The sequence below is a fragment of the Actinomadura vinacea genome, assembly GCF_039532545.1.
GTDB classification, from domain to species: Bacteria; Actinomycetota; Actinomycetes; order Streptosporangiales; family Streptosporangiaceae; genus Spirillospora; species Spirillospora vinacea.
The window spans coordinates 1-19,836 of the sequence record NZ_BAAARW010000043.1 but is presented as its reverse complement, the minus strand read 5'-3'; the positions used below and the strand labels follow the sequence as shown (position 1 = coordinate 19,836).

At 64.2% G+C, this 19,836-nt stretch carries 14 protein-coding genes, 1 tRNA gene and 1 pseudogene; 11 read left to right on the top strand and 5 right to left on the bottom strand.

Annotated elements, in window-relative coordinates; all coding sequences use genetic code 11:
• Nucleotides 1-126: 126 nt before the first annotated feature.
• From ABD340_RS48235 to ABD340_RS44215, 3 genes and pseudogenes are all read right to left on the bottom strand, one after another.
• Nucleotides 127-366: pseudogene (locus tag ABD340_RS48235) on the bottom strand (tyrosine-type recombinase/integrase); the annotation flags it as partial.
• A complete protein-coding gene (locus ABD340_RS44220; protein ID WP_344597735.1) occupies nt 326-1,036 on the bottom strand; it encodes a hypothetical protein in 711 nt (236 codons plus the stop codon). The pseudogene ABD340_RS48235 and the gene ABD340_RS44220, both read right to left, overlap by 41 nt.
• Nucleotides 1,033-1,443, bottom strand: a complete 411-nt coding sequence (locus tag ABD340_RS44215; RefSeq protein WP_344597733.1) for a hypothetical protein — start codon at nt 1,441-1,443, stop codon at nt 1,033-1,035. The genes ABD340_RS44220 and ABD340_RS44215 overlap by 4 nt, the downstream gene beginning before the upstream one ends.
• 132 nt (nt 1,444-1,575) lie before the next feature.
• On the opposite strand from ABD340_RS44215, the gene ABD340_RS44210 reads away from it, so the two are divergent.
• From ABD340_RS44210 to ABD340_RS44185, 6 genes are all read left to right on the top strand, one after another.
• Nucleotides 1,576-1,950 (top strand): hypothetical protein, encoded by a 375-nt coding sequence (locus ABD340_RS44210; RefSeq protein ID WP_344597732.1) that lies wholly within the window; start codon nt 1,576-1,578, stop codon nt 1,948-1,950.
• 746 nt (nt 1,951-2,696) lie between these two features.
• Nucleotides 2,697-4,106, top strand: coding sequence for a PD-(D/E)XK nuclease family protein (locus ABD340_RS44205; protein ID WP_344597730.1), 1,410 nt, complete (start codon nt 2,697-2,699; stop codon nt 4,104-4,106).
• Nucleotides 4,107-4,124: 18 nt separating this feature from the next.
• Nucleotides 4,125-5,264 carry a pPIWI_RE_Y domain-containing protein gene (locus ABD340_RS44200; protein WP_344597729.1) on the top strand — a complete coding sequence of 380 codons (1,140 nt, stop codon included), beginning with the start codon at nt 4,125-4,127 and terminating at the stop codon, nt 5,262-5,264.
• Nucleotides 5,257-8,661 carry a pPIWI_RE_Z domain-containing protein gene (locus ABD340_RS44195; protein ID WP_344597727.1) on the top strand — a complete coding sequence of 1,135 codons (3,405 nt, stop codon included), beginning with the start codon at nt 5,257-5,259 and terminating at the stop codon, nt 8,659-8,661. The genes ABD340_RS44200 and ABD340_RS44195 overlap by 8 nt, the downstream gene beginning before the upstream one ends.
• A gap of 36 nt (nt 8,662-8,697) precedes the next feature.
• Nucleotides 8,698-11,505: a pPIWI_RE module domain-containing protein gene (locus ABD340_RS44190; RefSeq protein WP_344597726.1), complete on the top strand. Its 2,808-nt coding sequence runs from the start codon at nt 8,698-8,700 to the stop codon at nt 11,503-11,505.
• A gap of 254 nt (nt 11,506-11,759) precedes the next feature.
• The gene (locus tag ABD340_RS44185; protein ID WP_344597725.1) at nt 11,760-12,803 is read left to right on the top strand and encodes a hypothetical protein; all 1,044 of its coding nucleotides are present in this window, start codon (nt 11,760-11,762) and stop codon (nt 12,801-12,803) included.
• Between the two features lie 82 nt (nt 12,804-12,885).
• Here the strand turns inward: ABD340_RS44185 and ABD340_RS44180 are convergent.
• Nucleotides 12,886-13,682, bottom strand: a protein-coding gene (locus ABD340_RS44180; protein ID WP_344597748.1) for an IS5 family transposase whose coding sequence is annotated in 2 segments (ribosomal slippage) — nt 12,886-13,346 and nt 13,346-13,682 — 798 coding nt in all. Because the reading frame shifts where the segments join, the coding sequence is not laid out codon by codon here.
• 244 nt (nt 13,683-13,926) lie between these two features.
• On the opposite strand from ABD340_RS44180, the gene ABD340_RS44175 reads away from it, so the two are divergent.
• The 5 genes from ABD340_RS44175 (at nt 13,927) to ABD340_RS44155 (ending at nt 18,084) form a co-directional block, all read left to right on the top strand.
• Nucleotides 13,927-15,267 (top strand): hypothetical protein, encoded by a 1,341-nt coding sequence (locus ABD340_RS44175; protein WP_344597724.1) that lies wholly within the window; start codon nt 13,927-13,929, stop codon nt 15,265-15,267.
• Between the two features lie 113 nt (nt 15,268-15,380).
• The gene (locus tag ABD340_RS44170; RefSeq protein ID WP_344597722.1) at nt 15,381-16,568 is read left to right on the top strand and encodes a hypothetical protein; all 1,188 of its coding nucleotides are present in this window, start codon (nt 15,381-15,383) and stop codon (nt 16,566-16,568) included.
• Nucleotides 16,569-16,826: 258 nt separating this feature from the next.
• Nucleotides 16,827-17,054, top strand: coding sequence for a hypothetical protein (locus tag ABD340_RS44165; protein WP_344597720.1), 228 nt, complete (start codon nt 16,827-16,829; stop codon nt 17,052-17,054).
• 185 nt (nt 17,055-17,239) lie between these two features.
• A tRNA-Lys gene (locus ABD340_RS44160) sits at nt 17,240-17,317 on the top strand.
• A gap of 332 nt (nt 17,318-17,649) precedes the next feature.
• Nucleotides 17,650-18,084 carry an NUDIX hydrolase gene (locus ABD340_RS44155; RefSeq protein WP_344597719.1) on the top strand — a complete coding sequence of 145 codons (435 nt, stop codon included), beginning with the start codon at nt 17,650-17,652 and terminating at the stop codon, nt 18,082-18,084.
• Between the two features lie 228 nt (nt 18,085-18,312).
• Here the strand turns inward: ABD340_RS44155 and ABD340_RS44150 are convergent, their stop codons facing one another.
• The gene (locus ABD340_RS44150; RefSeq protein ID WP_344597718.1) at nt 18,313-19,683 is read right to left on the bottom strand and encodes an IS256 family transposase; all 1,371 of its coding nucleotides are present in this window, start codon (nt 19,681-19,683) and stop codon (nt 18,313-18,315) included.
• Between the last annotated feature and the right edge of the window lie 153 nt (nt 19,684-19,836).

Sequence of the window (19,836 nt, the reverse complement as noted above, 5' to 3'; positions counted from 1 at the left end):
GTCGTCATATTCCTGGCCGTCGTCAGCGGTCGACGGTGAGGTGCGCAGAGGGGCTGCCTTGTCCTCGTCGGTGGGCTGGCTGTAGACGCGCAGGGTGTCCAGGCGGGAGTGGCCAGCGAGTTCAGCGACAGTGACGAAATCTTCGCCGCCGCGAATGAGCTGGGTGACGAAGGTGTGCCGCCCGATGCAGGCGGAAGTGGCCTCGTTGAGCCCGGCGGTCCGGCCGATGGCGGTGAACACATCGGAGGCGCCACGGGCGGTGAGACGACCGCCGCGGCGGTTAAGGAACAGTGCCCGCTCGGCGGCGTTCTTCCACGCAGGCCGTTCATCGAGCCAGGCAGTCAGCGGGGCCGCGAAGTTGGGCATGGATGGGGACTTCACGAACCTTGCCGCCCTTGCCGTAGACGACCAGGGCGCCCTCGCGGGCCGACATGCGCACGTCGGAGACACCCAGAGCGACGGCGTCGCCGGTGCGCAGGCCCGCATAGAACGGCAGGAGTGCCAGGGCGCGGTCGCGGGCGTGCGGCCAGTCCTCGACAGCGCGCAGCCATCGGATCTGCGCGTTGCTGTCCATCGCCTTGGGGCCGTTTTGGGGATGCCCTCGCGACTGATGTTGGTCTTGCCCATGCCGAGCCACACACAGAAGTCGTCGAGGGCGGCGAGGGCGCTGTTGACGTAGCGGACGCTGCGCTCTGGGGTCGGCCTCGCGTAGCAGGTACGCCCGATAGTCACGGATGGCCCAGTCACGCGAGCGCGGGTTGGTCAGCGGATCTTCACGGAACCGTCGGCGGCTGTCCCCGCTGGCGAGCCACGCCAGGTACATCCGGACCCGGGAGAGGTAGGTGCGGCGGACATCGGGCGACAGCGGCACATCGTGGAGCGCTGCGGCGTCGTCCTCGAGGATCTCGGCGTACGTGGCCGGCAACGGCGTCGGCCGGGCGCCTCGCCGCTTCAGCGTAGAGCCGCCCTCGTCCGTGTTCTCGGAAGTAAATTCGGGGGTTTGTGATCCGCCGGGGACCGGATTCTCGGAAGTCACAGCAGGAGTTTACTTCTGGGAACACGTTCTTCTCGGAAGCTCGCCGGATCCGGTCGCACAACCGTGAACGACGAATCTGACGCGGTGGCTCCGCTTGTGATCAGGGTGTTGGACTTCCCAGCGGGCTCATCGGCGAACACGCGATTCCAAAGGCCCGGCTTTGACCCCACCACCGGCATCGTCCCGACCGGCAGCCGGTGGGGGTTCACCGCTGGGCGTTGTTGTGGTGGATGCCGACGTCCGCCCCGCGCCGGCCGGGATCGTCCGGTGGTGGCGTACTGCTTGGTACCGTCGTCGTCCACCCAGGCGTATATCATCATCGACGTCACGATCATCCCGTCCGGACTGACTGGCAGCAGCGCCGCCGTCCAGAACGTTTCGCCGTTGCGTAGGACCAGCTGGTGCATGTGCTTTACCGGGCGTTTGATACCGCGGGTCCGTTTGTTGTGGGTAGTCAGGTACCACGCTAGATAGAAGAGACGCGCCCATAACCTCGGTAGCGGGCCGGCGCATCTCCCGAGACGGGATCATCGGTAGCCGTGAAGATGTTCGCAGAGGTCGCCGCCGACGAGTTCCCGCTGGATTTCCCGGACGTCCGAGCGCCCCTGTGCCGGGCGTCGATCGAGTTGACCGACGCCGAGCTCGCCGAGCTGGTCCGTCTTCCCTGGAATAGCGGTCGGCTGCGGCTTGACATCGGGCCTGAGCCGATCCTGCAATGCAGCCACGAGCATGGGCACCCCGGCCAGCACATCGCGTTTGGCGCTGAGAGCGGCAAGCTCACCGTCTGGGTGGCCTGGGATGGGCAGCGCAGCCACATCTTTCCGGCCGACTATTGCCGCCGCAAGTCCAGCTCGGGCGGCATGTGCGTCTTGAACGATGGACATACCGGCCGCCACGCAATCGGTCGGGGGTAACGCACCGTCGGCCCGATTGGCGTCGCTGCCATGGGCGGCGCCTGACGGTCGCGAGCCCGTTCACCCTTCATCGTCGGACGCCCTCGCGTACAGGGCGATAACCGGTCACGGACGGACCGTGTGCCGCTCGGCCCCGACATCTCCACCAGCGCCGCCACCCCACTCGCCGATCAGGACCCTGGCCAGGTGCGTCCGATGCTGGCTGCGCTGGCCCAGGCCGGTCTGCTACCCCAGACCCTGGAGAGGGCCGGGCGATGGCGGATGCACGACCTCGATCAAGGTGTTCGCGACCGAGTTCACCTCCGAGGGTGACCCCCCACCAGGAGGCTCTCGGTCGACTGCTGGACTACAACGCGATCACCACTGACGCTGCCGACGACCACCTCACCATCGCACACTACGCGCTCGTGTGCCTGTAGGGGTTTCCATCCGGTTTGACACTTGTTGATCTAGTTGTTGTGTTTTCCTGTTGGCGAGCCCAGATCTCTTGGCCGCGAAGCCGTGTCGCAGACGCGCGTGTCGCAGGCCTGCATCGACATGCCGGGAGAGCAGTGGACGTCCAGTGGCGGAAACCCCCTTGGCTAGTGGGGGATGAGGGATTACTGCGGGTGGGGCCGGGCACTGGTGGCCATGAGGAGCATTCGTGTCCTTCTTCCGTGGCCGCGAAGGCCCGTCCTGCGTTGCGTGTGGCTGTGCGTTCGCGTCTGCCGCAAGAGCGTCTGGAGACCTTTACGCTCCGCCCGGTCATGGCAGCGCTGGATGAGATCGAGTATGAAGATGTCCCGGTCGAGTTCGCGCTGGCCGGGCTGCGGGGCAGTTCACCGGCTGTTCATGAGGGACACCTTCGTTATGTGGACCACGCGGTGCGGCTATATCAGGAGCGCCACGATAGCGAGGGTCTCAAGCCGGTCCAGCCTTACTGGGTCGTACAGCGTGAGGACGAGAAGGTCTGGGAGCTGTACGCCTGGTGGCGACGCTACGAGTCACCCGATGGGAGCGTTCGTGAATTCCGGAGGCTGCGACACGGAGCCGCTCGTGGATCATCGCCAGGAGAGCTAGGCATCGCCGCCTACGTGGCCGCGCATGGGAGTCCGGCCACATGGCCGAAGCCGTGGGGTGAACGTTTCCCGTTGTTGAAGGGAGCGGTAGACCGAGTCCGGCTCATCAGGATCGTGGAGGTGGGTCTGGCGGACGGGCAGGACGGGGTTCAGTTCGAAGGCAGCGTTGCAGAGGCCGAGAGCTACTACCGCCGACATGGGCACAAGCATGTCTCCAAGGTCGTCTCCGCCGGCAGCCTGTCAACGGGCGGTTCCTGCTTCGAATGCAAGCAGATGACCGCATGTACGGCGCTGCCGCGCGTGCCGGGGATCTTGGGTTTACCATCGCGGCGCGCTTCCCTTCGGAAGGTGTCCACTTCCGATCTTCGGTACTACTTGGACTGCCCCGCGCAGGCGCACCTGAGAGCCCTGCATCTCCCGGTGGAGGGCGAGTACACCGACTCGGCCAAGCTCGGGCAGGCGGTTCACCACTGGATCGAAGTCCTGCATCGTCGTGATGATCACCCTGCGTGCTCGCTCACGGACATGCCCCCCTCGGGAAGGAACTGGACCGAGGGACGCTGGCGGGTTCCCGATGGCCTTGCCGAGATCGGTGCTCGCATGCTTCGTCATCATGTCGACGCTTGCCCCTTCCAGGCTGAGGACGTTGTCGATCACGTCGAGGTGGAGGCAAAGCGGGCATTCCACGACACCGCGGCCCAGGTCGTTGTCGTCGCCAAGCCCGATCTCCTCTACCTGGATGACGGTTCCTGGGTGTGGAGGGAACTCAAGACGACGCAGAAGGAGCGCTGGTTCCACGACGACCTCCTCGACGAGTTTCCGCAGCTCGCCCTCGGTGTCGTCGCTCTGGCTCGGGGCGCTCTTGGCGGCGACCCGAGTGGCTCGCGGGTTGAGGCCGAGATCCTTCGGCCCGGGGGATCTGACCTGCAGATTATTGATCCGTTCGAAGCTGACCGTCTTGAGAAGGCGCTCACGGTCCTTCGGCGCTACGCAGGGCCGTGGCGGGCGGACGAGGTTTTTGAGGCTCGGCCCAGCAAGAACTGTCAGTGGTGCCCTGTATCCAGGTGGTGTGCAAGCTACTCCGCCGCAGACACGTGAGCGCGAAGGGACGGTGTGATGGTCAAACCTGACCAGGCGCCCGCTGCGCCGTCGTTCTTCGACGGTGAAGTCCTCATGCGATTGATCGCTACTGCCTTGGTTACGTTGTCTCGTCAGCGTTCGGTGCCGAGCCCCGTGTATCCGGCGAGGGTGCAGAACGCTTACAACCACCTGGTTCTGCACTGCCTCAGAGAGAACGAGGAGCCGCCGGGCAGCGTGGCGCAGATGGTGTCGTGGTCTGCCGAACGCCCGCTGGCGGAGTGGCCGGTGACTCTGCCCGAGGAGCTGCTCGGGGGTGATGGCCTCCTGGTTGACAAGGACACGCGCACTCCCACCCAGACTTGCCTGGAGTGGGAGGTCAGCGCGGCCGACCCTGCGGCCGAGTTGTTCGAGAACGAACGGCTGCTGGACGCGATCGCGGCCTGCCGCGCCGCGGAGGAACCCGATGCCTACACGGCCTTCCGGCGTCACCTCACGGCGCAACCGGTTCTCACGGGTGCGGAGCTTGCCGAACTTGGCGGGGACCCAGAATTCGGGCTGTTGTTGCACCCGATTCTTAAACGCTGCTACGAGCCCGCTCCCGCCTCATATCAGCGGAAGGGCACGTTCATGCAGTGCGTACGCTGCCGTTGCCTGATGGTGCCAACGAGCTGGGGCGGATTCCGGTGTGAGCTTGACCGTTGCCGCCGAGACGGAAGGACCGGCGACGGGACTCCGCTGGCCGTAAGTAGAGGGGGTGTGTTCCAGCTCAGCAGGCCGTTGCGCGTGTTCATCACGAGTCCAGGGCTTGCGGAGACCGACCTGGAACAGGCTCTGATCAGCAAGTTCGGGATCAAGCCTGAGATGTGGCCGAACTACGACGCCTACGACCTCAGGGTGGTTCTCCCCAACGGACAGGCGTGGGCGGTGGATGTAAAGGATCGCGTGAATCCGGTCCTGCTCGCACGGACGGCCAGACCCTTCCGGAAGAAGCCGCCCTACGATCGAGCCTTCCTCGTCGTCCCTCGTTATCGATTCGAGGACAACGACGCCTACGGGAGGATCTTCGTCCGGCATCTGCCGGCCGAGTTGGCCGAACAGATCACGCTGCTGGACGATCAGGCGTTTCTCAAACTGGTCGCGTCGATCCGGAACAAGCCGAGGGGGCGGCATGCGTGACCGTAGCGGCTGGCACCGCAGGTGTTCCCCGTCCCAGCTCAACGATGTCTGGCCAGCGAAGCTGGATGCCTTCCGGCCCGGTGACCTGCTTGACGTCGAACTCGGGCTTTACCTGCTCAAGTGCATCATGCCCACGCGGTCGGCCAATGACGCCTGGACGCTTCTGGGCGGCTACCCCATTGCCGAGGCGTTCGGTGATCTCCACAGCGAGGAGCAGCGGCTTCGTGTGCTGCGCGCTCGGCACTACCTGTGGGACCTCCGGCGGCCTAAGACCTGGCGTGACAATCTTGGCGACTACCTCAAGGTTCCGCAGGAACTACGCGGTTATGACCTGGACGATCTCGACGACGTCCCTCATCGCAGGGATCCGTCGCGGGCCGCACAGCGCTTCGAGATCTACGAAGACCTCCTCACGACCGCGCCGGACTACGCCACGCGTGAGATCCCGCTGGCCGAGGCAGGCGAGCACACCTTCCGCGCCAGGGACCGGGAATACTCGGTCACGTTCGCACCCCGGCTCCTGGTGGATTCAACGCCGAAGGCGCACGACCTGGACGCGCTTCCCGCCGGTGAAGGCGATCCCATCGAGGTCACGTGGGAGGAGCTCGAACAGGCCGCCGCCGAAATGGACAAGATCGAGCAGGCGAACGGCGTTCCCCGGGGCAGTAGATGGTCGTGGCGGCTGAAGCGCGTCAGGCTGTTGGTCCGAGATAATGAGGCGGGCAGTTTCATACGTCGGCGCAAGCTGCGCGTGGATCGTCTTCTTCATCTGGTCGGAATGGTCGGCGCGGGAAAGTCCACGATCCGTGACATTCTCGCCTTCCATGTGGCGGGGAAGCAAAAACGGCGTGTCACCATCGTGGTCGGTGACGTCGCCGAGACCCTCGCCGTCGTCGAGCAGTTCAAAAAGTTGAATCTCAGCGCTGCCCCTGTGCTGGGGCACTCGACCCGAGAACGCAACATCGGCCGCTTGCACCGGCGAACAGCGACAGCGGGCGCCACGACCATGCTTGAGCACAACGATCCCGGTTTCGCATACTTGAGCAGTGCCTGTCCGGTGGATGCTCTGCGTGGCTTCGAAGCCAGAGCGCCGTTGGGTATCAACGAAGCCCCATGCTTGTCGCTCTACACAGTGCCCGATGAGGCCGAGGAATCCTCCGCCTCAGACCTCGACAATGCGCACAGGACGCGGCAGCCCAAGCCGAAACGCCAGCTGTGCCCATTGTGGAATCGCTGCCCTCGGCATCACGGTGCCCGCGAACTCGTGGACGCGCAGATCTGGGTCGCCACACCTGCTGGCCTTGTGCACAGCGCGGTACCCCAACACCTTCAGGTCGAGCAATTGCGCTACCTGGAACTGGCCTGCAGGCGCAGCGACCTGATCATCGTCGATGAGGCCGACAGGGTTCAGATGCAACTCGACACGGCCTTCGCGCCGGCGAGCACCCTGGTCGGCAGATCACCGAATTCATGGTTCGACGAGGTCGCCGTTCACAAATTCCAGCAGATGGCCCGTGACGGGCGCCTACAGTTGTCCGCACGTGACGTCGACGACTGGACGAACGCGGTAAACACCGTCAGCGCCGCCACCGACCGGATCTACGCGCTACTAGTCAAGGACAACGACCTCCGCAAATGGATCAGCGTCGATTACTTCAGTGCCTTCACCCTGCACTCGCTCCTGATCAAGAGCTGGTTCCCGGGGATCGATCAGAGCGATCCTCCGCCACAGGTTCAACTCGTGGAGGCGGCCTTGTCCCGCTTCCGGGACGACCCGCTCCACCAGGCCCAGCCGAGAGGGGATGACGACGAGGTCACCGATCTGGTCAATACCTTCGTCCATCTCGCTCTGGAGTTGTTGCACGCGCCGCACGGATCGATGACGCGGGACCGGCTGCGCGACACCCTCTTGAAGATTGTGGGTCAGGATCCCGAGATACAGGACAAGCTCGACGCGCAGGCAACTCGGTTCGAATTCACGCTGCTGCTGGCTGCGCTGCACAGTCGGCTCAACTTCATGACGATCTTGTGGCCGCGAGTGGAGGCGGCGATGAACCTCGAAGCCACCTCCAATGTCCTGTCCCGGAGGCCGCCCAAGGACTACGAGCCCATCTTGCCCGAGTCACCGATGGGCAACGTTCTCGGCTTTCAGTTCCGGCATGACGACCGAGAGCGTGATGGCGGCCGTAGCGGCGAACTCCGGTTCTTCCGCTGCAACGGTGTTGGCCGTGAGTTGCTCACCCGCCTTGGCGACCTCGCCGAGGTTGATGGGCGGCCCGCACCGAACGTGCTGCTCATGTCGGCAACGAGCTGGGCGGGGACGTCAAGCAGATATCACCTGCATGTCCCGGTCGGGGCCATCCTGCGTCCCCGTGAGGAGGAAATCCAAGCCATCCTGGCGACCGAGTTCCGCAAAGAGTTCCTCTACTGGCCAGACAGCGACAGGCCGGTCAAGCTCTCGGGATGTGATCCGGAGGAACGGCCGGATGCACTGCTGCAGATGCTGCACCAGTTGGCCGTGCCCGATCGGAGCCTCACCGACTCGGTGAGCATGCTGGACGCGGAACTGGATGAGATCGAGGACCACGAGCGGCGTCGGATCCTCCTGCTGGTCGGCAGCTACGTAGAAGCCAGGACGGCGGCGGAGTTCCTGAACCAGATCCCGGAGTGGAACGGCAGAGTCATACAGCTGATCTCCGACGACGCGGACGCGGACCCCGCCTGGGCCCGTATGCCGGAAACCTCGGCCGTCCGAACACTGGCCCGGGGCAACGTCAGCTCGTTCGCCCGCTCCGGTGGAGAGATCCTCGTCGCGCCGCTACTGGCCGTCGAAAGAGGCCACAACATTGTCCTGAACAACGGCAAGGCCGCGATCGGAAGCGTCTACTTTCTCGCTCGTCCGCATCCCCGTCCCGATGACATCTCCCTGGCCATCCAGGCCATCAACGACTGGGCCGTACGCCAGCTTCGAGACGAGGACGGCCTGTTCCGCCAGGCAGCGCTCGCGGCAGGAACACCGGACCGCGCCGGAACCGAACTGCGCTCCCGGGCACGGAAACGGTGGAACCGTTTCCTCACCAGACGCCTGGCGTGGTCCAGCCTCCGCGATGACGAGAAGATCGCCTTCACCTGGGATCAGCTGGTGGTCATCTGGCAGGTCATCGGCCGCCTGATCCGCGGCGGAGTACCCGCCAGAGTCGTATTCGTAGACGCGGCGTTCTCACCTCAAGAAGCCGGATTCCGCGCTACCGACACCGCCGATACCAGTCTCCTGGCCAGCATGCGGGACGTCCTCGCCTCCTACTTCAACGACAACCCTGAGCTGTCCCCAACCGATCGCTCGCTCGTCCAAGAACTCTACGAGCCGCTCTACCGCGCGCTCGTCGAGATGAACTAACCGAGATTCCGGTCAAGCCACGTTGGAGGGCTCGCAGTGGAGTATCCAGAGATCCGGTCCGCGTCCTATCGGCCGGACCCGGACCGTGGGGGCTTCAAGGCACGGATGCATACCCTTGCGCTGCCCGCTGACTGGGAACTGCCGATCAAGAACCTGTACCACCACGGGATGACGTCTCAGAAGGCCGAACGGCGCAAGCGCATCCCGACGAAAGCGGTCAATCAGGTGATGCGCGCGGTGGCGCCGGACCTGGTGTCGGTCGACCACAGCGCCACGTTCGGCACCGAACAACCCTGGCTGTACGCCGCCACGCCCTATCCAACGCCCATCGTCAACGCCTTCGCGGCAGCGTGGTTGCGTGGCCTACAGCAGAACCCCGAAGATCCCGAATCCCGTCGCCTCCTGCACAAGACCTTCCGGCTACTCGAGACCGGAGCGCTCACCTGGCAGGAGAGCACCGTGGACCTCCTGGAGAACACCGTCTCCGACGGCGGCACCGTGCTCCCAGCGAGCCACCTCTTCCGTTTGCTTCCGGACGTCCTGGCCGCTCGTATCACGCAGCTCGACCCGTATGAGCACCAGGGCGAGCGCCTCTCGTTCCGGCAGGTGGCAGGCGATGCCCGAGCAGGCGGTGCAGAGCTGATGTCCTGGCCCCCATTGACCTACGAATCCAAGAACAAGAAGGACGACGGCACCAAACGCTGGCGCTACTCCGCCTACATCCGGCTCAGCCTCCGATCGACGCCTTTCTCCGAGATCCCGAGAATCCATCTCAGTACAGGCATCCGCCGCTTCGTTCGAGGGCAGGTCTGGATGCCCACCGAAGACGGCGTGTCGGTCTACCTGCTTCCCGATGAATCGCTCATCCCGAGAGGGCCGGCCCCGTCGAGGTTCTCTGTCGCCATGATCGAGTGGAGTCGGGGAACAACGAACTGGCGACATGGCGGACCGCAAGGCATGCTGGTAGGAGTCTCCGCACTGCAACAACTGCCGCCTGTGGAGCGGCTCGTCAAAGAGGCCGATCACTGGATCGACGGTCGGCATGATGGCATCTCGGTCGCGGTCAGCCATCACACCGCGATGGGCCACCACGCCGTCGGCACCGGGCTCATGCCAAGCGAACGCCGTCGGCTGACCGAGTGGGCCGAACAGGCCCTTCTTCCCGACTTCCTGCCGGTCCCCAATCTCCGACGGAGCAAAGTCGCCCAACCGGCAAAGAAGCAACTGGAATCCCACAAGAGTGTGCCCAAGAAGGAGATCCCGGAGGAAGAACTCGCCGCGATCCTCACCGAGAACAAGGCTCGCGACGATCGAAACGGCGTCCTGCGGCGGAAGCGCCTCGCGGAAGCCCTCGACGGCCTCCCGCTCATCGCAATTGTCCTCTACCAGGCGGACGGCACAAGAGACCGGATCATCCAGGCCGCCGAGGACAGCCTTACCCTCTCCCCTCACCGGGTTGAGCAGGGCCCCACAAGGTGGGTGTGGAGCACTGACGACCTGGACATCAAGATCTACGCCCAGCCGATCGGAACGCTGGGCGGTCCTCTCGGCCGAGGCGACAAGCCACCAGCGAAAGGGCGAGAGCACGACCAAGCGATCGCCGCACGCCGTACCGCCGTCGCAGCGTTCGTGGAGAACCTCAAAGAGAAGGCACCGGGCGCCAAGCTTGCCCTCGTCGAGCTCGATGGCAAAGAGAAGTTCGCCAAGGCCAAGCACCGCAACGACCCGAAGTACGCGATCAGACTGGGTCTGGCGGACGCAGGTCTCGTCAGCCAGTTCCTCCGCCCCTTCGACCATGACACCGAGGACCCCGAAGACGCAGAACAGGACGCGGTATTCCGCGCCGACGCCGCATGGCTGGACGGTCTACGGCAAACCGGAATGCGCTTCGTCCCCCTCCACACACTCAGCGATGCAATTCCAGACCAGCTCAACCAGCTAGCGTTCTGGCTCGTCAAGCGCCGCTCCGACGGGCCGACCAACAAAGCGCAGTTCACCCCCATTGCCGTCCTCATCCGCCCAGGGCAGAAGTGCATCATGGGGAAGACTGCGGACATGGCCGAATGGGTCCCCTACCCTGAACTCCTCCTCAGCCTTACCGGAAAGATCACTCAAGCCGATCTGAAGACCGAGGCTCAGCAGTCGGCCGCGACCGCCGCGTTCGTGAAGAAGACCCTGAGCATGATGCGCGGCAACCCGACGCTGGTCCTGACCCGAGCCCAGAACATCCGCATGAGGTGGCCCTGGCTCACCAATAAGGGCCTGATCCAAGACCGCATCGGGTTCGACAGGGGCCCGCTGCAACGAATCAGCCTCATCGGTAAGAAACTGCGTGTGATCAGGGTCGCCGATGGCGACCGCGATGAGACCGCTCAGTGGTGGGGCCCAGCTGAATTGGTCTACAAAAAGCACGAAGGAAAGCAACTTGGCGGCACTGCGAAGGGTCTCTGGACGCCAGAAGAATCAAATCGCATCTTCTACAGCTCATCCGACAAGCCAGTCAGCCACACAATAAGCAGAGAAGCAGCGAAGCTTACTCCCCACGTCAACGAGAAGGGCCGTAGCGAGCGCCGGCCCACGAAAAACGCATGGAACCCCGACCTTCTCGAACTTGCCGTCGCCTGCCTGCAGCCGGGCGACGATCCGGAGAAATGGGCCATGTTCGTGCACCAGCAGCGTTTTTGCGATGACTACCGGGACGTCCTCGGTCTACCTCTGATACTACATCTGACAAAACTCGCTGATCAGTACGCGCTACCCCAAGGCGACATCGAGACCGCTTCCCCAGCACAGGAAGAGGAACAAGCATCGGAACAAATGATGATAGAGCTTGACTTCGAGTAATCCCAATCTTGCGCCAAGGAGCGCCACAGCGTCAACTTCCGCCCCTACGAGGAATATTGGGGGCAAGATGCGCAACCCAGTCTCGCGGCTGCCTCGTCTGGAATCTGATCAAATGCTAAGTCCGTAGACACGACGAACCAAAGGCAGTTCTTGTCAGGGGGTCGCCACTTCCTCGAGGCGTGGCCTGGCAAAATTGGATATGACACGTCTGGGAGATCCTGTTGAGTACTTACGCCTATGACGAGGACCGCCATGTGCTCATGGTGTTCTGGAAGACTGGTACCGCTCACGCCGCTTCCACCGTCACTGAGCTGTCCAGCAAGATCCCCGGCGAACATGCTCGGCGTCTGGCCCAGGCACTGACGCGGTTCTGCGTCCAGGCCTGGCGCACCTACACCCACCCTGCTTCGGCCGCCGAGGACCAAGGGGAGAACAGCGAAGGTTGGCGCAGGGAACGGCATCGAGAAGCCTTCGCCAAGGCCACCGACGCCGCGACCAAGCCGAACCTCCCCACCGATGGTGGGCTGCTGCAGTCCTACAACCCCGTCGAAGAGGCTGCCCACCAGGTCGGGCGCGCCCTACATGCCGCGAGCGATCCTGGCCTGACGGCGCGGGTCGTCGCCGAAGTCCAAGAGGAACTGGCCGCAGTGGAACGGGCCGAACTCGGCGACCTCACCGGCCGCTCCCGCCAGGCCGTAGCGCTCACCCGCGCCGGCGCCTCCCCCGCACAAGTCCACGCCGCCGACACGATCCTCTCAAGGAACCCGCTCGGCAGCCCCGCCCTGTTCACCGACGTTGATCCGGTCGCCGCCTCGATCGCGGCCGCCCACTGGCTCCAAGCCGCCGCCGATGTCACCGCCGAGGTATCCGGCCTGCAACCCACGCAGATCGTCGTGGAAGCCGACAACATCGAGGCCCTCGCACACATCACCCCCACCGCCGTGCTGGAGCACCTGGAACTCGGACTCACTCCGTACACCGCGATCACCGGCATGATCCGTGACGCCCTGATCGTCGCCGAAGGCCGTATCCCTGACATCGACGACCTGTGCGAACGCATCGACGAGGCCGAACAACTCGCCGACGAACACCAAGACCCACGCCTACGCGAAGCCCTCCGCAGGGAAATCCGCACCACCCCACTCGACCCCATGTGCCCCGCACAAGACCTCCTGGAAGATCTCCTCGACGGGATCCGCGGCTGCTGGCTCCTCTACCAGGAGGACACGGAAGACGACGACGCCTTCGTCGATGCCGTACGCGCCGAAGCCAACGCCAGCCAGGACCGCCTCACATAACCAGTGCCGGCGCACTCATACCTTCACAGCGGCACACCCGCTCTCGTATAGTCGGAGGAGGTCAGTCTATTAAGACGTCGTTTCATTTGGTGAGTCGGCGGTAGCAGATCATGGTTGCGGCGATGCCGACGAAGGCCAGGAAGTGCTCGGCCTTGCGTTCGTAGCGCCGGTGCAGACGGCGGCAGCCGGCAAGCCACGAGACCGTTCGCTCGACCACCCAGCGGTGGCGGCCCAGCCGCTGGGAGGACTCGATGCCCCGGCGGGCGATGCGCACCACGATGCCGCGCGAGCGCAACCAGCGTCGCAGCCGCGGGTAGTCGTACCCCTTGTCGCCATGCAGCTTGCTCGGGCGGCGGCGACGTGGCCCGCGCCGCGAGCGGATCGGCGGGATGCCGCGCACCAGCGGTTCCAGGCCCTGGCTGTCGTGGGTGTTGGCCGCGGAGATCCCGACAGACAGTGGCAGGCCGGTCCGCTCGGTGAGCAAATGGATCTTCGACCCAGGCTTGCCGTGGTCGACAGGATTGGGACCTGTCAGGTCCCCCCTTTCGCGGCGCGGACGCTGACCGAGTCGATCGCGCACCGCGACCAGTCCAGTTTCCCGCGGCTGCCGAACTCGTCCAGCACAACCCGGTGCAGCTTGGCCCACACCCGTGCCTCGCTCCACTCGGCGAACCGCCGGTAGACGGTCCGCCAGGAGGCGCCGAACACCGGCGGAACCTGCCGCCAGGCGCAGCCGGTGGTGGCCACGAACACGATCGCCGCCAGCACCTCCCGATCGCCAGCACGGCGCCGTCCACCACCCTGCGGCCGTCTTGGTGCAGGTGGCACCACCCGCTGGAACAGCTCCCACAACTCGTCTGGAACCAGGTGCTCCACCATCGTCACGGCGAAACACTATCGACCACACCAAACGAAACGCGGTCTTACTCACCGCTCCACAGCACACCCGAACATCACGACACGTCGCGCTACATGCACATTTTGTTATGATCTCTAAAGTGTGGAGCGCTCCAACCCCTGAATCGCGACAACTGGAAGGCCATCCATCCCATCACGGTGATCAAGCATACCGGTTGCAAGTGCAATTAAAGGTGCGCCAACACGAGCCCGTCGATACTGTGACATGAGCGGACATGCGCTCCTTTTGCAGACCACCGGGGGATCGATGCTGAGCGACGCCGAACTAGTCCTTGGCCTCTCGCGTCACCTGTCGGCATACGCCGCAGGACCGGCGAAGGCTGGCCTCGAACAGCTGGAGTTCGCGGGACAGGTCTTCGATATGGCCTTCAGGCTTCGCAACTCAGGAACCAGTACTCCCGAGCGGATCCGGGCGATCGCTACCGAGGCATACCTCGGGCAGCGGCAGCTGCGGGACGCACTAGCAACCCTGGAGACGCTCGGCTGGATGACGGTCCAGCGTGATCGGAACAACCGCCCCCTTGCCGTGACCGAGACGATTCCCGCTCCAGCCCTGTTGGTTCAGGCCGCACCGAGCATCCTTCCAGCGGCTGGAGTCACTGACTGCGAGTGGGCGGCCCTCACTATTCTGCGCGCCACCACCTTGCAACCTTTGCTCGTCGACGACGCGCTTCATACAGGGACTGCTGCGGTCGATGCGCAAGATCAGCCCGTCGGAGACGCGGCTGCCGATGAGGCTATCCGCCACCTGACATCGATCGGCCTGCTGAAGAAGATCGTGACTGATGATGGCATGGAGGTCGTGTTCAACCCCAATGTATGGGGCTCAGACGAGAAGGTAGCTCAGGCGGCGCTCTACGCCGCCAAAGCGAGGGCCACCAGCGAAGTCGCAGCGCTGCTGGAGGAGGTTGTGGCCAAGCCTGGTATGCCTGAGACTGCGGTGACGGCGACCGAGCCCAAATGGATCACCTTCGCTGTGGCGCAAGGCTTGGTGCAGCGCTCGGTCATCCAGACCTCGACTGGAGAGGAGCGCTCCTTCCTGTTTACCCCGCACCTGAACCGAAGCCCATTCGGCGCGACCGCAGGCGACGCCTCTGGGCAGGTCAGACAACTCGTCGGCTCCATGATTTATGCCGCCACCTATGCTGAATACAAGCTCTACAATCCTGCGGCGTTTGTCTCAGCCCTGATCAGGAACGGTGAGGCGGGGGATGCTTCCCCCATCGGGACCGATTACCCAATGCTGGAAACGGCCGGCATCGTCCGAGTTGTGCCCGGCACCGGCGACGGTCGTTTCCGGCTCGAGCTGTTGCAGTCCGAAGTCGCCGAGGACGCTCTGCAAATTCTGAGCGAGCGAGACGACTCTCGCGGCAACCCACATGATCTGGCCGCGCTCCGTGCTCAGCAGCGCTATGGTCACATCGACCGAGAAAGGGCGCGACTGGCATTGGACGCGAGGACCGACGACGTTGAACAGGAGCGGCTCATCTCAGCTCTGCGGGATGAGACAACGCGACGTGCTTTCAGGAAGCCGCTGAGCTCGTGATGGAGTCCAGGGACAGAGAGGAATCAAAGCCTGGTTCCGATGGTGGCCGGGATGTGAGGCGGTCTGCCCGCAACCGACCTCAGCGTGACTCTACCGGCAGAGACAAGCGTGAAGTGAACCGCGAGACCGGCGCGGAACTGGAGCTCCGTGTTGCGCGACTGGAGTTCGCCGAGGGCGCCTTCTCCAGACTGCGCGTGCCAGCGCGAGCCGAGGAGGCGACTCCAGGTCGGGACGTGTTGACTGATCTCGACATTCTGGCGATAGATGTCGACCCAAGGCTTCGGATCACTTGGTCTACTGTGGAGTGCAAGGGAGAAAAGGGCGAAGCGAAGGAAGTCGACCGCCTCTTCAGCCTCGCCGGCCTTCGGCAATACCTTGGCGTACAGCGGGCCGTCCTCGTCCGTCCAACCGTCAGCCGCCGTGGCCGGGCCCTTGCGCGCCGACTGGACATCGGGATCATGGACATCCCAACGCTCCAGCGGCGAGAAGCAGCGCACGCTTGGCTTCCGGAGACATTTGCCCACCTCGGCGGGGCCGCCTGTCTCGAGGCCGAGGCCAAGACAGACACCCAGCTCAAGGGACTGCCGGAGCTTCCTACCGAAGTTGTCGCTTTCCTCCGCTACGACGCCCTACTCGCCAGTCCAAACGCCATCTTGGGCGCCCTTGGCAATCTTGGACGAGCCGTCGATCGGCGTGGCATTCTGCCTCACCCCGCTGGCCACATCCTGGCAAGCCACGCGCTCATCGCTCTACTCCTTGCGGCGCTGCAGGACGCAGCACAACTCGATCTAGTACCCGCTGATGTTCTTCGACAACGTACCGAGAGGGCCCTCACCACAGGTAGCCCGGATGATGACATCCTTGCGGTGCTCGACCGAGCTGACGAGCTGGTTCGGTTCCTGCTCGACCGCGTCCATCGTGCTTACACCAGTTCGGGCGCAGCCCGCCAGGATGTGCCACAGCTCAAGCTCAGAGAGATCATTGAGACCCCACCGACCTTCCTAGATTCCTACCTTGATCTCGTCGAACGGTTGCGGGGCAATCCAGCCGTGTCGCGGAACATCCTGCAGACGGCAGAGCTGACTTGTTTCGAGGCCCTAGTGGACGGTGAGGCCTGGCGGGAACCGGCTTTCGACCATCTCTTCACGGCGGAACACCAAGGCCTACTCTTGGCAGCTATCGCAACGTTGGGGCAGGTCGCCAATGAGCCTCTCGCGCAGCAGCTTTCACCTATTGCTCACATCGCGTTCGACCGCTCAGCAGCGGCCATTCCTAATCGGCGCCAACCAGGCGCACGATAAGGAGGACAAGTAAATTCTTTTCTGAGGATCAATATATCCATTCCTGATCACTGGCCTTGGGGCTCGCGATGTATGGGCGCCTATGCGGGCGCGTGCGGTTGGTAGCAGCCACCCCCGTCGTGGATCCCCATGGTTACGGGATCGCGAACCGGGACGGGACCGCCAGGTGGCATCGGTGGTCGTGGGGCTGGGTGGTGCAGCCGTGCGTCTGGGTCCGGCAGAGAACGCGAACCGGTACCCGTGATGAGGCTGCATCTGGTGGACGAGCAGAAGGTGATCGCGGAGATCGAAAAGCAGGCCGAGACCATGACCGCCCCTGAGATGCGCGCGCACATGCTCGCCTTTGCTGAGTGCGGGTACATGGTCACCGAGATGAACCAGCACACCTTCTCCGCCCGCGAGGTCGAGGCGTATCTGGACGGTCGCCCGGCACATGACCTGATAGCCTTCAATAGCCGCTGGCCCAGGCGCGTCGGGTCTCGCTAAAGATCGTCACCGCAGGAGCAGCACACGAGTGCCGTTGAAGCCGTCCAAAGAGCCAGCCCCGTCACCGTGATCACCGACAACCATGTTGGCTCGTTGTTGGCTCGGTGGCATTGGTACGGGACAGCACGCAGCGACATGGCCCGGCACCGAAATAGGGTTGGACTCGGACAGAACGGTACGGCGCGGCACTGTAAGCACCGGCCTGACACGAGAGCAGCGGACTCTTAATCCGCGGGTTCGGGGTTCAAGTCCCTGACGGCGCACCCCGTCTGACCTGGGCATTCGCAGCAACAACGCGAATGCCCATCAGTCTTTATAGACCGCTTTGTCCCCGCGTGCTGCTCCATGTTCGCTCGCGGGCACCAACCCAGACACCACACGCCCGATAAGCGGCCCGGAACGGCGCCCTAATCATCGCTGGACAACACCGTTTCCCCAACGACACGAGCCCTCTCAGCACGGCTGCCGGTCCGACCGACTCCATGCACCGGCTGGCAATATGAACGCCGGAGGGCGAACCAAGCCAGCCAGCGCGTCACAGCGCCGGCACCCCCAGGGAGCTTGCCGCCTGAAGCATGAAAGCCAGGGAGACCGGATGGCGAACAGGATCGTCAAGGACAAGGTGCTCTGCTACGTCGTCCGCGACGGGCAACTCCTGGTCTTGCGGCACATCGACCGCAGCTACGAAGAGGTCGGCATCCAGGTACCCGCCGGCGGCATCCAGCCGAACGAAACCCCCGAGGAAGCCGCCCTCCGCGAAGCCCGCGAGGAGACCGGCCTCCCCCACTTCGAGATCGTCCGAAAGCTGGGCGAGACCACCTACGACATCAGCCCCTACCGCTTCGAGATCCAACGCCGCCACGTCTTCCACATGAAGACCACTCAGCCGACCCCCGAGCGCTGGACCAGCCAGGAACTCCACGACCGCGAGCAGGATCCCACGGACTTTGAATGCTTCTGGATTCCGTTGGAAGCAGGACACGTACTCCAATCGGGACAGGGCGCACTCCTCGGCGCCCTCTACACCTGACTGCGACGCGTCTCTCTCCCCCGCACACCGGCCCGACCCGCCACCACGCCGCCCTCAGCTGCCGAGTGACGCCAGAGCGACTCCCGGTCACAGAAGCGGCCGCTGACCCCTTAGGGAAGGTGACCCACCACCCCGCCTCACTCAGGTCAGAGCACACTTTTCTCCAGCTTCTCCGAGCTTGTAACTTGAGGTGTGGAAAGATCTTGCAGGTGGCAGGTGTAGTCCGCTTTACCTGATGCGTCCTGGATAGGCGATGGCGAGTTCGTTGAGCGCTTCGCGCCATCCGGCGACGCGTTGTCCTTCGACAAGGCGTGCGGGCTGGAAGGCGTGCTTGTCACCGCTGTCGCGTTTGGCGGCCCGTTCGCGGGCGCGTTTGTCCTCGATGTTGACGATGGCCAGCCACAGCAGCTTGACCACGGCGTCGTCGGTCGGGAAGTGCCCTCTGGCCTTGGTGACCTTCCGCAGTTGGTAGTTCAGCGACTCGATCCCGTTGGTGGCGTAGAGCAGCTTGCGGACCGGTGCGGTGAAGGCGAAGTAGGGCGTGAAACGATCCCAGGCGTCCTCGAACACCTTCACCGCCTGCGGGTACTTCTTGCCGAGGTCGGTGCCGGCGAACTCGGCGAGGGCCTCCAGCGCGGCGTCGGCGTCCACGGCGGTGTAGACCTTCTTCAGCTCCTTGGCCACCGCGCCGGCGTCCTTGCGGGCGACCGGCCGCAGCGCATTTCTGATCAGGTGCACCACGCACGTCTGCACCACGGTGGCCGGGAAGGCGGCGTTGATGGCGTCCTCGAAGCCTTTCAGGCCGTCGCAGCAGGCGATCAGGATGTCGCGGACCCCGCGGTTGCGCAGGTCGGCCATCACCGAGGCCCAGAACCGGGCGCTCTCGCCGGCCGTGGCCGACTCGGACGGGGTGCGTGCGAGCCAGATGCACAGCACGTGCTTCTCCCCGTCGGTGTCGACGCCCACGGCGATGTAGGCGGGTTTGCTGGTCACGACGTTGTTGTCTCTGACCTTGACCACGATGGCGTCCAGGAACACCACCGCATACGTGGGGTCCAGCGGACGCGTCTGCCACGCTTTGACCTCGTCCATCACCTGGTCGGTGATCCGGGAGACCTGCTCGTGCGAGAGTTCGGTGCCATAGACCTGCTTGAGGTGGTGCAGGATGTCGCGCACGCTCATGCCGTGCGCGTACAGGCTGATGATCATGTCGTCCAGGCCGCCTGCGACCCTGCCGGCCCGTTTGGGCACCAGCACCGGCTCGAAGGTCCCCGCCCTGTCCCGCGGCACCGACAGACGCACCGGTCCGACCCCGGTCTGCAGCGTCTTGTCCTTGCCCCGGCCGTTGCGGGAGTTGCCGGAGTTGTTCCCGGACGGGTCGTGCCTGCCATAGCCCAGATGCGCGGTCAGCTCGCCTTCCAGCGCACGCTCCAGCACCGCCTTCACCAGCTGCCCGAGCATCGACCCCTCACCGGTCAGCCGCAACTGCCCGGCCTCGTCCTTCGACCGCTCCAGCAGCACATCCAGCACATCGTCACTCAGCAGCTGGCGAATCGACGCGTCCCCGCCGACACTCTCATTCCCCTTGATCACGGTCACGGCTTCGAATCCCCCCGAATTCGATGGATGATCTACTCGGTTCTTGATCTACCCACCAAGATCATTTCCACGCCTCAAGAGATACCCCCGGGCGAATGCGTTCTCAGATGGTGGGATCAAGTAGCTGAAATGCGTGGTCGGGTGGGCTCGGTA

Coding starts and splice junctions, on each gene's coding strand:
- ABD340_RS44215 (WP_344597733.1), bottom strand. CDS start 1,443: ATGCACCAGCTGGTCCTACGCAACGGCGAAACGTTCTGGACGGCGGCG.
- ABD340_RS44205 (WP_344597730.1), top strand. CDS start 2,697: ATGGCAGCGCTGGATGAGATCGAGTATGAAGATGTCCCGGTCGAGTTC.
- ABD340_RS44200 (WP_344597729.1), top strand. CDS start 4,125: ATGGTCAAACCTGACCAGGCGCCCGCTGCGCCGTCGTTCTTCGACGGT.
- ABD340_RS44195 (WP_344597727.1), top strand. CDS start 5,257: ATGCGTGACCGTAGCGGCTGGCACCGCAGGTGTTCCCCGTCCCAGCTC.
- ABD340_RS44175 (WP_344597724.1), top strand. CDS start 13,927: ATGAGCGGACATGCGCTCCTTTTGCAGACCACCGGGGGATCGATGCTG.
- ABD340_RS44155 (WP_344597719.1), top strand. CDS start 17,650: ATGGCGAACAGGATCGTCAAGGACAAGGTGCTCTGCTACGTCGTCCGC.